Origin of the sequence: Paenibacillus sp. PK3_47 (assembly GCF_023520895.1) — a bacterium.
Taxonomy (GTDB): domain Bacteria; phylum Bacillota; class Bacilli; order Paenibacillales; family Paenibacillaceae; genus Paenibacillus_AQ.
Genome location: NZ_CP026029.1, coordinates 4,864,910 through 4,879,025, shown reverse-complemented (window position 1 = coordinate 4,879,025; position 14,116 = coordinate 4,864,910). Strand labels below are relative to the sequence as shown.

Below are 14,116 nucleotides of genomic sequence, written 5' to 3'. Positions count from 1 at the left end.
AATAGCCGCCTTGTGATAAGCACTTGATCAGGCGTATAAGAGTGAATCTAGTGGGATTTTGTCCAGCTAATTCTTCGTTAACTTCTGAAAATATGAAGTTAGTGGGAAAAACTCCGCTTACTTATGCGAATTTGATTACCAGAGAGCTATATTGAGCGAAACAAATGGACTTTTTCCACCTAATTATCGTAAATGATGAAAAATGCCAAGATTACCTGGAGAATTTCCATCTAACTTGCCGGGCCATCCTATAAATGGCATCTACTAAAGTAGAGGCGGCCGTAAAACTAAAGGTAACCTTCTAAAGCAGATGCCGCCGTAAACCTTCGATTTCCAGATAAATATAGTAAATGTAGCCTATCAACCACTTAGATTCCGGAATTAACTCGTATGAAATCGGATCTATGTCAATACATCAGCGCCAAGCTGCTGCCGCAGCCAGGCAAATGCCGGATCCCCGTGAATCTCATGGCCTCCGGTGAAGAAATCCGCCTCTACATTGCCGCCGGAGCCTGCTGCACTGTAGATCAGCTGGAGTCTGGCCAGCGCCTTTCTTGCTCCCTCCGGGCCAAAGAGATGATCGGCGTCCCCGGACTCCAGAAACAAACCGCGCGGGGCAATGAGGCCCAGCAGGTCGGGCATTTCTGATTCCAGCAGAATACCGGGAATGTAGTTATCCAGGCAGTGGTTGCGGGTCAGAATGCTGTCTGCGAAGGTATTGGCATAGCCGCTTACTACGGCACAGGCAATCCGTTCATCAAGCGCAGCCGTGAAGCCGGCCACCAGGCCGCCTCCGGAAATGCCCATGATGCCGATGCGTCCGCCGTGCACCTCTTCCCGGGACTGCAAATAATCGAGCGCCCGCATCGTTTCGTAGATGCGGTAGCCGGCCATCGTCTGACCAGCCATCAGCAGCGCCGAGGACAGACGGAAGCAGGAGTTGCGGCCGGGCTCTCCGCTGGCCAGATCCTCCTGCAGCCGCCGGTCGCCGAAACCGAGCAGCTCCGGTGCCGCAACCACGAAGCCCTGCTTCACCAGCGAGACCGCAAAATCCTTATGCAGTCCCGGTTCATCCTCCCGGTCCGAGCCGTCCGGCATAAGGCCGGTGATCTCTCTGCTGCCGTAGCCATGCCCGTGAATGGCAAGAACAGCCGGCCGGGGAGAAGCCGCCGGCTGTGCAGGAACCAGCAAATAAAGCGGCATGCGCAGCCCCTCATAGGTCGTAATTTCTATCCGCTCTCTTGTATAGCCGGAGCATTCCACCCGCTCCAGCAGCACCGGCTGAAGCTCAGCCCGGCTGTCCGGGAAGCCGCCCAGCCGCTCCGTCAAGCCAGCCGCCAGCTTATCCCTCCACTGTGCATGCGGCATTCCTTCCTGATAAGCAGCGCTGTGCGGCGCAGCGGCTGTTAACTGCTGCATATACTTTTCCAGTGATCCCATACCCGTAATCCTCCTTGTTCGTGTTACAATGAGCGGTCTTCCGCTGTTAATAGCCTTCAGGATGCCAGCCGTCCAGCACGGTCAAGACTCTGTACCCGGCTGCCTCCTCCGGGGTAAGCTGGCGGGACCAGGAGACTCTGGCCTCCGGATGGGCTCCGGGCCCGCTGCTGGCAAATTCCTCATAGCGGCTGGTCTCCTCGCGGCCGGGCTGACCCCAGTTATGCCAGCCTTCACCGGTGACCGAAGCATCCATACTGGTGCGGATAAAGGCCACATGCGCATAGTCACGCCACGGCCGGCCGAGATATACTTCGCTTACGCCCGCTCCTCCGGTAATCCGGCAATCGAGAAATACATAACCGAACTTAGCAGCTTCCGGTGTGGAGGCAGCAGTGATGTAACCTCTGGAACGCTTGTTATGCAGATGGCAGCGTTCGAACAAGGCTGTAGCAGCGCCAAAAATATAATCCACATCGCCTTCAATATAGCAATTGTCATAGTACTGCCTGCCTTTTCCGGTATATAAAGTATCCTGGTCTCCCAGCAGGCGCACACGCCGGAAGACCGCCTGGCCGGCGTCCACAAATGCCGCTACAGCCTGCCCCGTGCCCGGTCCGGAGGCATTGCGGATGGTCACATTCTCGGCGGTGAAATTTTCAGCGAACACATTCAGTGTCCCTGAGCGGAAAGTACCGAGCGGCTCCCCGTCCGGTCCGAGGGTATGGGCATTGTCGGACCAGCTGATAAGGGTTGAATCCGGGTCTTCCCCAAGCAGCAGAATAGGCGGCGCCTCCTGCCGGACCGTAATTTTCTCTTCATATACACCGGGTCTGATCCGGATGGTTACCTCGGAAATGTGCTCCGGGGGAATGGAATCCAGCGCCTCCTGCAGGCTGCTGTATCCTTCATTGCTGTTTTTGGATACTGTAATCAGCATTTGCGGCTCCTTTCATATCCTGCTGTGTTTATTCTATAATAGCCGTAACGGTCCGAAAGAGATGAGGATATCCATGAACAATGTAAGCAGTCCCAATCCCAAATTCCATATTGCCGATAACCGGTTCAATATCCAGCACATGAAGCGTAAAGGGGTCACGGCCATGCCGCGCCCCCACAGCCATGCGCTCACCGAGCTGTATTACCTCACGGAAGGGGAGCGTGTCTATTTTGTCGATGACCGGGTGGTGACGGTCCACAAGGGCGAGCTCATTCTGATTCCCGGAAGCGAGCTGCATGCTACAGCAAGTTCCGAGATCGCCGAGTTCGAGCGGATCCTGATTAATTATGACCCTGATCTGCTACCGCTATCGTTAAAAAGTGAAGCCCTGTGGTTCCATATCCGCAGATACCGCCTGTTCCGGCTTACGCTGCGTGAGCAGGATGAGGCGGAAAGCCTGCTGAACCGGATGCTGGAGGAATGCCGCCTGCAGAGGCCTTATTACGAAACCGCCGTCGTCACACTGTTCACTGAGCTGATGATTCTGCTGCAGCGGTCCGGGAACACCTCGCAGACCGGCGGAACGAAGCACCCGCTTCATCATCTGGTGACAGATGTGGCCGCTTATATCCGCGGTCATTACCGCGAAGCGCTGACGCTGGAAGAGACCGCCGGGCACTTCTTCATCAGCCCTTCCTATTTGAGCCGTGTCTTTCACCGGCTTACAGGGTTTCATTTCCGCGAGTACATCGTACACATCCGGGTCAGGGAGGCAGAACGGATGCTGGCCGGATCTGCAGCCAAGATCCAGGAGATCGCCTCTGCAGTCGGGTTCGAGCACCTCTCCCATTTCAACAAAACCTTCAAGAAATCAACCGGCCGGACGCCGCTCCAATACCGAAAAGAAGCCAAAAACAAACCACTGCCCGAGATCAGGGAGTAACGTCCGGGTTCTCAAGCTGTCCCAGAGAGACATTACTGCACATATGTATATGTACTTTGGGTGTCTCTTCGGTCTTTAGCTGTACGCCGGTAAATGTGAGGTCTTCGGCATGGCGCAGGACCATCCCCTTACGGCTCACCGCGCGGAGGTTCTGGACGGTCAGCCCGGCAAGCGGCATCTCCGGCAATCCGTTCACCAAAAGCGCAGTTGAAGCCCCGTGGCAGGCGATGTTCCTGAGTGTGATGCTGCGGAACTGCGGCGTTTCCTCGGTAACCGGGAATACCTCAGCATCGAAGCCTTCCGAGCCTTCAACACCGGCATAGAACATATGGAAGGATACCGCCTCGTGTATAATTCCGCTCATCGTAATATTCTCCATCTCAATATCCTCTACGACCCCGCCTCTGCCGCGGGCGCTTTTGAACCTCAGCCCGATATCCGTGCCGATGAATACGCAGTCGCTGACCCTCACTGCATGAACCCCGCCGGACATTTCACTTCCGATGACCACACCGCCGTGACCATGATAGACCGTGCAGTGCCGGATTGTAATATAGCGGCACGGCATACCCAGCCGGCGGCCTTCCGCGTCTTTGCCCGACTTCAGACAGATCGCATCATCGCCCACGTCGAAGCTGCAGTGCTCGACAAGAGCATGGCTGCAGCTCTCCAGATCGATACCGTCACCGTTCTGCGAATACCACGGATTGCGCACCTGAATCTTGCGTACCGTAACCTGCTCGCAGCCCATGGGGTGGAGACACCATGCCGGTGAATTCTGGAACGTCGGTCCTTCCAGCAGCACACGCTTGCAGTTACGCAGACTGAGCAGCGCCGGACGGAGATAATGGCGCGCCGGCAGATACGCCTCCTTCGCGGTTTCATTCCGCTCCCGCAGCATTGCGGTCAGCGTCCCCCCTTCCATGGCTTCACGGGAAGGCCACCAAATCTCCTCCTCAGCATCCACCACGCCTCCGGAGGCGGTCAGCTTTTCCCACTGCAGCGCTGTCATTTTGAACCGTTTGACCGGGCGCCAGCCCTCGCCGCTGCCGTCAAAGATCCCCTCTCCGGTTATTGCCACATCGTTAAGTCCCTCTCCGTCCAGCGGTGCCTGGCAGCGCCAGCCTAACGTTCCCTCGAAGTGGGAGGGAATCAGCGGATACAGCTCCGGGTCAGGGACGAACAGGACCAGGGCTCCGCGTTCGGCATGCAGATTCATCCGGCTGTGCAGGGTCAGCGGGCCCGTGCGCCAAAGGCCGGAAGGAATAACCACCTTGCCTCCCCCGGCGGCCGCGCAGTCATCCAGTGCGGACTGGATAGCAGCGGTGCTCAGCGCCAGCCCCCCAGCTTCCGCACCATAGTCGGTGATCGTAAAGACCCGGTCCGGAATCTGCGGCAGCTCAGGCAGCGGATAGGCCATGGTATTCGTACTAACGCTCATTAGCAAGCCCCCCTATTCCAGCTCTTCATAACTGAACCAGTCGAAATCGGCATAGCTGGTACTTGCCGCTCCCTGGGAGCTGGCATACATGCCGAGATAAGCGCCTGTGAAACCGCCCGCGAGATCCGTGCTGAGTACCCTGCCGTCTGCCTGCCCGCAGAGAAGGCTCCACTTGTCATTCCCTGAAGCTCTATAATAGAAGCTGTAATCCTGGCCTCTTGCCTCTACCTTCAGCTGCAGCCTGTCTCCCTCATAAGGCACTGAAGCAAGCTGCTGCTCACTGCCGCCGCGGCGTTCGGTCAGCTGCAGCTGCAGCTCTCCATCCGTAAGCCCCAGTTCATAACGGAAATGGTGATCGGCATTCTGAATGAGTGCCAGTCCGGCCACTTCGCCTTCCGCAGCAGGCTTAAAGGTCAGATCGGCGGCCGCGCGGAAGCTCAGATGCTGCTGGCGTCTACCGACGAACGAAGGATTCGCAATCTCCGTGAGACGTTCCGCCTTTAAATTCAACCGCAGGAAGCCCGGCTTCGCACTGAGGCTCCAGAACTCACCGCGCGGTGTACGCAGGAAGTTCCAGATCTGCTCCAGCTCCCCGCCGTCAAAATCATCGCGTGACGATGGCTGCGGCCATACGGTTTCCGGCAGATCGGGCGCTTTCGATTCAAACTCCAGCACGCCTTTGCCCGGGTTCACTACCGGCCATTCATTCTCCCAGGCTACCGGTGCCAGGAAGGTTTCCCGCCCGAGATTACGGTAATAGCCGCCGCAGGTCCGTGAGGCCAGACAGAACATCCACCACTCCCCATGCTGCGTTTCAATCAGCTCCCCGTGTCCGACATTGACGATCGGATAGGAGCGGCCGAGATGGCGGTGTGTCAGAATCGGATTGGCTTTATGGCCTTCATACGGGCCGGTTACCTGCTTGCTTCTGGCAATCGTAATCGCGTGGGTATGTCCTGTTCCGCCTTCAGCGATCAGGACATAATACCAGTCCCCGATTTTATAGAGATGCGGGCCTTCCTGCGCATGGCCCACCTTCAGCGCCCCCTGCCAGATGCTGAGCTTCGGTCCGACCAGCTTTCCTTCGGCAAGATCTATCTCCTGCAGCCAGATATCCATATGCTTCGGATAATCCTGGCCCTCCGGCGGGACACGGTTACCGGTATAGTACACTTTGCCGTCTTCATCAAAAAACAGCGAAGGGTCGATGCCCGGAGCATCCTCCAGCCATACCGGATCGGACCAGTCGCCTGCCGGATCGGTTGCCGTGACATAGAAATTATGCTGGTTCTTATCATTGTCGACATAAGTCGTAATCATATAGAATACGCCTTCATGGTAACGGATGGTCGGTGCCCAGATCCCCATGGACGGGATGGTGTTGTCGAGATTCAATTGGGATGGGCGGTCGAGCACATGGCCCAGCTGCCGCCAGTTCACCATATCCTTGCTGTGAAAGATCGGCACCCCGGGGAAAAATTCAAAGCTCGAAGTGACAAGATAATAATCTTCTCCTACGCGGATCGCCGACGGATCAGGGTAGAAGCCCGGCAGCACCGGATTGCGGAATGTTCTCATTACAGAAAGCCTCCTTGGAACGGACGAATTGTAAGCACCACCAATTATAGTTCGTATAAGTGTAACTTTCTTGCCTTTCCTATGCTATATTTCTTCATTTTTATACTTTCATGCTCAATACGGCAAATTTCCCTGCTTGTCAAAAATCGTCCTGTCCCCCTAGAATAGGTACAAGAGGTTTTATTTAAAGGGGCGATCATCTTGGGGAAGAAAAGGAAGCTGTACACCCGCTTTTTTATGAGCCTGACTATGATATCGGTCTGCTGCATACTTGTCCTGGCCGTCGTAATCTTCTATTTGTACCGCAATATATCCATAGATAATGTCAACAAGGCTAACCAGAATGTGCTGCTGAATACGGAAACGGTGTACATGAACTACAAGGATATTGTCCAGAACTATACGATGGATTTCTATGCTAATCCGAACATCCATGCGCTGATGATGAACGGCGATACCAGCTGGAGTGATCAGCTCTACAGTGCACTCAGCCAGATCCGCGGCGCGCTTGTCGTGAACCAGTATCTTGAGAACGCCTACATTTTTGGCACTCAGGAGCCTGTAGCGATGTTCGAGAACATGCCGCTCAGCCCGGAATCCAAGGAGGAACTGTTTCAGCGTGTAAAGGAAAGCCGGATCGTGGAGTCTCCGTTTCTGTGGAAAGCGAAGCTCAACAATGGAACGCCTGTAACGCTGCTGACTGTCTTTTATAATGACCGTGCTTTCTCAACCAGTGAGTATTACGGGACAGTAGCTCTGACCGTTAATCCCGGCAAGCTTCAGAACCATCTGTTCACGCAAAAAGAAGGCGAAACCACACGTTATGCCGTGCTGGATGCGGACGCCAATGTGCTGATGCACAGCGCGCTCTCCGGGAGCTCTATGCAGGATGACATGCTGAAGAGAATTGTAGCTTCCACCTCCGAAAGAGGTTCCTTTGTCTATAAAAGCACCGGAGAGCCGCAGCTGATCACCTACGTATACTCGCCCAAAAACAATTTGTGGTTCATGTCCGAAACTTCATATAAGGACAGCGTCCGCGATATTTCCAGTGCCCGCAACACAATTATCTTATTGTGTCTGATTCTGATGGCTGCTGCAGCGGTAACCGCAAACCTCGTCTCCCGGCGGATTTACCGGCCGATAGGCACCCTGTTCGGCAATATTGTCCATCTCTCGGGCAATCAGGAGGCGCTGAAGACGGGCAGCGATTTCGATACGGCCAGCACGGAGCTGGAGATGATCGGCGTGAAGCTGGAGCAGCTCAAAAAAGAAAGCGACGACAGCGCCCTGATGCGCTGGCTCCTTTCGCCGCGCAGCGGCTCTGAACATACCGATACACCGGTAATTAATCTTGGTGCACCTGACCGTGCCTTTTGCGTATGTGCGCTCTCGATTATCGAGACCAGTCCGGAAGCCGGCATGACCGATCCCGGCAAAGAGCTCATCGCCAGAATTCAGCAGGTCTTCTCCGGAATGGCGGCTGTTCAGGCCTTCCGGCCGCACCAGAAATCAGCGGTGCTTATTCTGAGTGAGCTCAGCAGCGGAAGCTTCGGTGACTATGCGCGCTACCGCAGCATCTGGGAGCAGCTGGCTTCCGGCCTTTCCGGATCGGGGATCACGTGCGCTTTTGGCATCAGCGGAATCTCGGATGACCCCGGCGAGCTGCGCTCCAGATATCATGAAGCGTCCGCCAGCCTGCAGTATGTCAAATTCCATGAAATGCTGAATATAATCTTTGCCGATGATACGATTCATCTTAACAGCAGCCCGGTGCCGGACAGCGCCCTTGAGCCGGTGCTGCAGGCTGTCCGCCAGCAGGAGCAGAGCCATCACATTCCGCAGGCCGTGGAGCGGCTGCTGGCGGTAGCCTGCAGCTACCGCGCGGAATCGGCTGCAACCGCCCTGTCCAGACTGGCCTTCGAGCTGAGCCGCACCGCTGAATTAAGTACAGACGCACGCCACTCCGGCTTTGTGGACTTTTACCAGCAGATTCTTGGAATCCAGAGCTATGGCAAGCTGCGGAGCTGGATGGAGGAAGCCTGTTACGCTGCCATGGAACGCATTTCCAGCATGAGCACCGTCCAGACCCGCAGCATTGCCGCTGAGGCCGTACTTTACATTAAAGAGCATTATGCAGACCCCGGTTTATCCCTGAATGCGCTGGCTGAGAAGCTGTCGCTGAGTCCCGCTTACCTCAGCAGGCTGATTGCAGAGGAGGTCGGGAGCAGCTTCCCTGACATGATCAACCAGCTGCGCCTGGAGGAAGCCCAGTCCCTGCTGACCGGGAATCTGAATATGGATATCCGGGAGATCGCCGGCCAGGTCGGTTACAACAGCAGCACCTATTTCACTACCCAGTTCAAAAAGCGTTATGGCGTGACCCCGTCCAAGTGGCGCATGAACCATATTTTGCAGTCCAAATAAACAATTAAAGGATGATTCCGGCAGCCCCCGCGGGGCCGGGGTCATCTTTTTTATTGCCTGGGTAATCCATACATTTTTCCGTAAAAAAGAGTGATTTCAGTACAAATCCGGTCTTTTTCCGATCAAAAAGCAGAAAAGTGATACCATTTACGTTTTTTTAAGCCGGGAAACTTACCTTTTTTTAACGTTTTTCCGTTTCTTATGATAGCGCTATCATGACTTGCGGCTATATGCTGGCCATGTAGATACGCTCTCCCGGAACACGGGAGCTGACTAAAATGATAACGCTACCAAGAAGGAGTGGACGGTTTATGATGCAAGATGCAATACCCGAGAAGGCCAGGCGGCAGGTACTAAAAACCGGCACAGCCCGGACCCGAAGCTACCGCAATTCGCTCAAGAAAGACAGCTCGCTGTACCTGCTCGCCCTGCCGGGCATCATTGTACTGATTCTTTTCGCGTACCTGCCGATGAGCGGACTGATTCTGGTCTTCAAAAATTACAACTTTAATGACGGAATTTTTGGCAGCCCCTGGGCGGGCTTCTCCAACTTCGAGTTTTTCTTCTCCAGCATGGAGGATGCGCTGCGGGCGACCCGCAACACGGTTATTCTGAATGCGCTTTATATGTTGACCGGCACCTTTTTCTCCGTGGCTATTGCCATTATTCTGAATGAGCTGCGCAGTAAATGGTTTATCAAGGTCACGCAGAGCGTAATGTTCTTCCCCTACTTTATATCCTGGATCATTATCGGGGCGATCCTCTTCTCCCTGCTCGATTACGACAAAGGGATATTCAATCAGCTCTTAACTACGCTTGGCTGGGGGCAGGTCGACTGGTATTCCAGTCCATGGCTGTTCGTGATCATCCTTGTGCTGGCGAATATCTGGAAAAGTGCCGGCTACGGCGCGATTATCTATTATGCAGTGCTGCAGGGTGTCGATACCTCCTACTACGAGGCTGCCAAGATCGACGGGGCATCCAGGTGGCAGATTATCACCAAAATCACGCTGCCGATGCTGATTCCTTCTATTATATTGATGTCGCTGCTGAACATCGGGGGGATGCTGAAAGGGGATCTCAGCATGATTATGGGGGTTACGTTCCTCAATCCGCTGCTGCTCCCTACAACCGATATCATCGATGTCTATGTCTACCGCACAGCCATCCGCTCCGGCGAGTTCGGCTTTGCATCCGCAATCACACTTTATCAATCTGTCTTCGGATTCATTCTGGTGCTGGCGGCCAACAAGCTGGCCGGCTGGTATGACAAAGACAGCAAACTATTTTAGGAGGCGGCAGAATGCCAAATACCGAGAGCAAGGGTCTGCTCATATTCTTCTACTTCTGTATCGCCATATTCTCATTGATCTGTCTGGTGCCGTTTGTGCTGGCCGTATCCGGCTCCCTGTCCACGGAATCCAGAATCGCCGCTGAAGGCTACTCCTTCTGGCCGCGGGGCTTTACGTTGGAAACCTATGAATTCCTGTTCGGCTCCAAAGCGCAGCAGATTCTTCAGGCTTACTCCATGTCCGTGATCGTAACGGTGCTGGGGACGGTGTCAGCTGTGCTGGTCACCACCGCCTATGCCTATGTGATTTCGGTCAAAGGCTTCCGGCTGAAAAACTTCTTCGCCTTCTTTGCCTATTTCACTATGCTGTTCAGCGGCGGGACGCTGCCGTGGTACCTGCTGAGCACCAAGTATTATCATCTGGGCGACACGCTGCTCGGCTTGTTCGTTCCCTACCTGCTCAGCGTGTTCCTGATGTTCCTGATGGCCAACTACTTCCGCAGCATTCCGCATGAGATTGTGGAATCGGCCCAAATTGACGGCGCTGGCCATCTGCGGATTTTCTTCAGTATCATGGTCCCGCTTGGCCGGGTCGGTCTGGTTACGATCTCCCTGTTCTATGCGCTGCAGTTCTGGAATGACTTTTATCTGCCGCTGATGCTGGTCTCCGATCAGGAGCTCTACACCATCCAGTACCTGATGTACAACATGATGGCAAACATTCAGTTCCTCGCATCCGGCAATGCCGCACAGGTCGGTGGCGCGATCATCGCTCCGCCGCTGGAAACAGCCAAAATGGCCATGACCTGTCTGACCGTTCTGCCAATTGCGGTTCTGTATCCGTTTCTTCAGCGATTTTTCGTCAAAGGCATTGTTGTAGGCTCCGTGAAAGGCTGACCGCTGCCAGTTTGTATTACCGATGTTTGCATGCGGCTGCTGCTCCCCCGCTCTAACCTGTTGTACAATAGGCAGTAAGGGAGCACGGCCGTTGCAATATATGCTTTTACCTATAAGACTAATCCAGGAGGGTTCATCATGAAAAAGAAACAAGGTTGGTTAAGTATGCTCCTGTCGGCCGCATTCCTGCTAAGCGCCTGTTCCCAAGGGAATAATGAAAGCGTTACCCCGAATGCAGGAAACAGCAATGACGGCACTACCTCAGCTGCAGGCAGCAGTGAAGGCGGCGGCAGCCTGGCCCCTGCCAAGCTCAAAATCGTCCTGTACGGTGACGAGTCCAACCGGATGAAAGAGCTGGCCAAAACCGAGTTCAACAAGATCATCAAACAGGAAATCAACGCCGAGGTTGAATTTCAATTTCTGCCCTGGACAGAATACGGCGGCGGCAAAACGGATCTGATGTTGTCCACGGGCGAAGATTTCGCCACCTACACAGACAGCAACTATATGGTCAAATCCGTGGCTAAAGGACTGTACACTGATCTGACCCCTTATCTGGACGCTGCGGCTGATCTCAGCAGCAATGTTGACGAGGCTTCCTTCAGCGCCTTCCAGCTGGACGGCAAGCAGTATGCGATTCCTGTCGGCAACAAGCCGAACTCGGCGGAATTTTACAGCGTGCTGGTGAGACAGGATCTGCTGGAGGAGGCCGGGATGACCCGGGTAACCTCACTGGCCGAGCTGGAGCAGTTCTACGACAAGGTTCATGCCCTTCATCCCGAATTGATTGGATATGCTAATACCGATGCCCGCAGAATGCTGCAGTATGACTACACCGACAAGAACCTGTATTGGCAAAATGACTTCATTGCGCTTGACGAGTCTGCCAAGGATGATCAGATTATCAGCTGGTTCGAATCCGAGGAATTTAAACGTTACGCAGATCTGATGCACGGCTGGTACGAAAAAGGCATTATCCCTAAATATGCCGCCACCAATGTGCCGCAGCTGCAGTCTGACTGGAACTCCGGCAAAGCGATGTTCTGGGCCGGTACGGCCGCCCGTCCTTTTGAAGGGGCTGCTACCATCTCCCAGGCTGTGCCTGATGCCAAGCTGGTTAACTACTTCCTGGGCGAAGGACGGCCGAAGATCAGCCGCGGTACCTACAGCTCCGCCTTCTTTGTCTCCACCGCTGCCAAGGACCCTGAACGCTACGTCATGTTCTTCAACCTGCTGCAAAAAAACCAGGAGCTGTACGACTTATTCGCTTATGGCGTTGAAGGAACCGACTATACCCTGGATGAGAACGGCCGCTTGACGAAGCTTACTACAGATTCGCTGATTCCCGACTGGCTGCTGATGAACAAAAACTTCATGCGATTCGACAACACCGTGCCGGATGATGTCATTGCCGATTACAAAGCATGGGACGATGGCGCGATTATCTCCAAAGGCGCAGGCTTTAACTTCGACAACACACCGGTCAAGAACGAAGAAACCAAGCTGAACGGTGTATTCACCGAATATCTCGCCCCGATCGGCAGCGGCTTCAGCAAATATGACGAAGCATTCCCGAAAGCGCTGGAACGTCTGAAGGCTGCAGGAATTGACAAATATATTGCCGAGTATCAAAAGCAATTCTCCGAATGGTACGCCAAACAGCAGCAATAGTGTGACCGTCCGCATAGAAACAGCAGGCAAGCCTCCTTCTAAAGGGGCTTGCCTGCTGTTTGTGTAAAGCTGTTATTTTTGCAGGAAAAATTGCATCGTGCGGTCTGCGTTGCCCGGGAGATACTCATGCCCGAAGTCCGGATAGATGAGCAGTTCCTTAGGTGCTTTAATTTTGTTATAGGCTACAAACTGTGTCGAAGGAGGACAGATGGTATCCATCATGCTGACGGTGAACAATACCTTTCCTTGAATGCGGCCGGCCAGATGCTGAATATCGATATAACCGAGCTTTTCAAAAATTTCATCCTCACGCTCATGCAGCGGATCGAACTTGCGGAAGAACGTATTCAGCTCCTGATAGGCATCCCTGTCGAGATCCATCTCCCATACGCGCTTATAATCACTGAGGAACGGATGGACTGCTGCAAGCTTCCTGATCCGCGGCTCGAGTGCTGCACAGGCGATAGTAAGCGCGCCCCCTTGTGAACCGCCCATAGCGTACACCTGTTCAGGATCGACTCCCGGCAGTTCAAACGCAATTCTGGCCAGCCGGACCGTATCCAGAAAAATGTGGCGGAACAGCAAATTGTCAGGGTGGTCATCCAAACCGCGGATAAAATGTCCGTTATGCGTAGTCCCCTTCACACCTCCGGTATCTTCCGAAGCTCCGCCCTGCCCCCGGCAATCCAGCGCGAGTACGGAATATCCCAGCGACACATACGCCAGCTTGTCCTGCCAGTCTCCGGAATCCCCCGTATAGCCGTGAAATTGCAGAACCGCCGGCTGTAATCCGTCCCTCTTCTTGGGCCGGAGGTATTTGGCATGAATACGCGCGCCGCGTACTCCAGTGTAATAAAGATCAAAGCACTCCGCCTGCGGCGTCTGAAAAGCGCTTGGGATCAGCTCGGGATTGGCATCTGCAGCTTCAAGCTCCTCCAGCGCCCGTTCCCAGTAAGCATCAAAGTCAGCGGGCCGCGGATTTCTTCCTTCATACTGCTTCAACTGTTCAAGAGGCATATCCACCAATGGCATGTACGAACAATCCTTTCAACAATAGGTATCTTGCTATCCCATATTATAATCGCAGACATGCCTCCTGGGTATTAGACCAAATTACAAATTGTCTTTTTCTTCCGCCGCCCCTGTCTTCCGTCAACTACCATTCGCCTTCAACATAACGCCTCTCTTCGCCGTGCGCCATCCGCCACCTCACAACCCGGCTTTGTTCTTGAAACTAACCGTCATCCATGCTTCGGCTTCGCACCAACGCCCGCGCCACTCCCGCTAACGGACCCAGGTTCCCTTATTTCTGCGAAAAAGGTGCGTTTGAGCAGAAATAGCGGAACTACGGTCCGTTAGCCCGGCGAAGTAATAGATTAGTGAAATGGATTGAACGACGGACTGGGGTTTTTGTTCCTGTTTTGCGCAAAAACAAGGGTGTCAGATGATCACCATAATGAATAGGCTAACATAATACTTGTGATAAAAATG

Annotated in this window: 10 protein-coding genes; 5 read left to right on the top strand and 5 right to left on the bottom strand. The window is 54.1% G+C overall.

Annotation, left to right across the window (positions count from 1 at the left end; translation table 11 throughout):
- Positions 1-402 precede the first annotated feature (402 nt).
- Both C2I18_RS21200 and C2I18_RS21195 read right to left on the bottom strand, forming a co-directional pair.
- Positions 403-1,440, bottom strand: coding sequence for an alpha/beta hydrolase family protein (locus tag C2I18_RS21200; RefSeq protein ID WP_249897713.1), 1,038 nt, complete (start codon positions 1,438-1,440; stop codon positions 403-405).
- Positions 1,441-1,486: 46 nt separating this feature from the next.
- Positions 1,487-2,377 (bottom strand): pectinesterase family protein, encoded by an 891-nt coding sequence (locus tag C2I18_RS21195; RefSeq protein ID WP_249897712.1) that lies wholly within the window; start codon positions 2,375-2,377, stop codon positions 1,487-1,489.
- 73 nt (positions 2,378-2,450) lie between these two features.
- Between C2I18_RS21195 and C2I18_RS21190 the strand changes: the two genes are divergently transcribed.
- A complete protein-coding gene (locus tag C2I18_RS21190) occupies positions 2,451-3,320 on the top strand; it encodes an AraC family transcriptional regulator (protein WP_249897711.1) in 870 nt (289 codons plus the stop codon).
- Here the strand turns inward: C2I18_RS21190 and C2I18_RS21185 are convergent.
- Together C2I18_RS21185 and C2I18_RS21180 are read right to left on the bottom strand one after the other, a co-directional pair.
- On the bottom strand, positions 3,310-4,761 hold the full coding sequence (locus C2I18_RS21185) for a glycoside hydrolase family 28 protein (protein ID WP_249897710.1): 1,452 nt from the start codon (positions 4,759-4,761) through the stop codon (positions 3,310-3,312). The two genes, C2I18_RS21190 and C2I18_RS21185, sit on opposite strands and share 11 nt — an antisense overlap.
- Positions 4,762-4,773: 12 nt before the next feature.
- Positions 4,774-6,339, bottom strand: a complete 1,566-nt coding sequence (locus C2I18_RS21180) for a glycoside hydrolase family 43 protein (RefSeq protein WP_249897709.1) — start codon at positions 6,337-6,339, stop codon at positions 4,774-4,776.
- A gap of 201 nt (positions 6,340-6,540) precedes the next feature.
- Here C2I18_RS21180 and C2I18_RS21175 point away from each other — a divergent pair, with 201 nt between their 5' ends.
- The 4 genes from C2I18_RS21175 to C2I18_RS21160 all read left to right on the top strand — a co-directional run bounded on the left by C2I18_RS21175 (position 6,541) and on the right by C2I18_RS21160 (position 12,625).
- Entirely contained in the window at positions 6,541-8,766 is a 2,226-nt protein-coding gene (locus tag C2I18_RS21175) for an AraC family transcriptional regulator (protein ID WP_249897708.1), read from the top strand.
- Between the two features lie 311 nt (positions 8,767-9,077).
- Positions 9,078-10,058, top strand: coding sequence for an ABC transporter permease (locus tag C2I18_RS21170; protein WP_249897707.1), 981 nt, complete (start codon positions 9,078-9,080; stop codon positions 10,056-10,058).
- Positions 10,059-10,069: 11 nt separating this feature from the next.
- Complete coding sequence (locus tag C2I18_RS21165; RefSeq protein WP_249897706.1) at positions 10,070-10,954, top strand: carbohydrate ABC transporter permease; 885 nt, start codon at positions 10,070-10,072, stop codon at positions 10,952-10,954.
- Between the two features lie 138 nt (positions 10,955-11,092).
- Positions 11,093-12,625 carry a DUF3502 domain-containing protein gene (locus C2I18_RS21160; protein WP_249897705.1) on the top strand — a complete coding sequence of 511 codons (1,533 nt, stop codon included), beginning with the start codon at positions 11,093-11,095 and terminating at the stop codon, positions 12,623-12,625.
- A gap of 72 nt (positions 12,626-12,697) precedes the next feature.
- Here the strand turns inward: C2I18_RS21160 and C2I18_RS21155 are convergent, their stop codons facing one another.
- Entirely contained in the window at positions 12,698-13,657 is a 960-nt protein-coding gene (locus tag C2I18_RS21155; RefSeq protein ID WP_249897704.1) for an acetylxylan esterase, read from the bottom strand.
- Between the last annotated feature and the right edge of the window lie 459 nt (positions 13,658-14,116).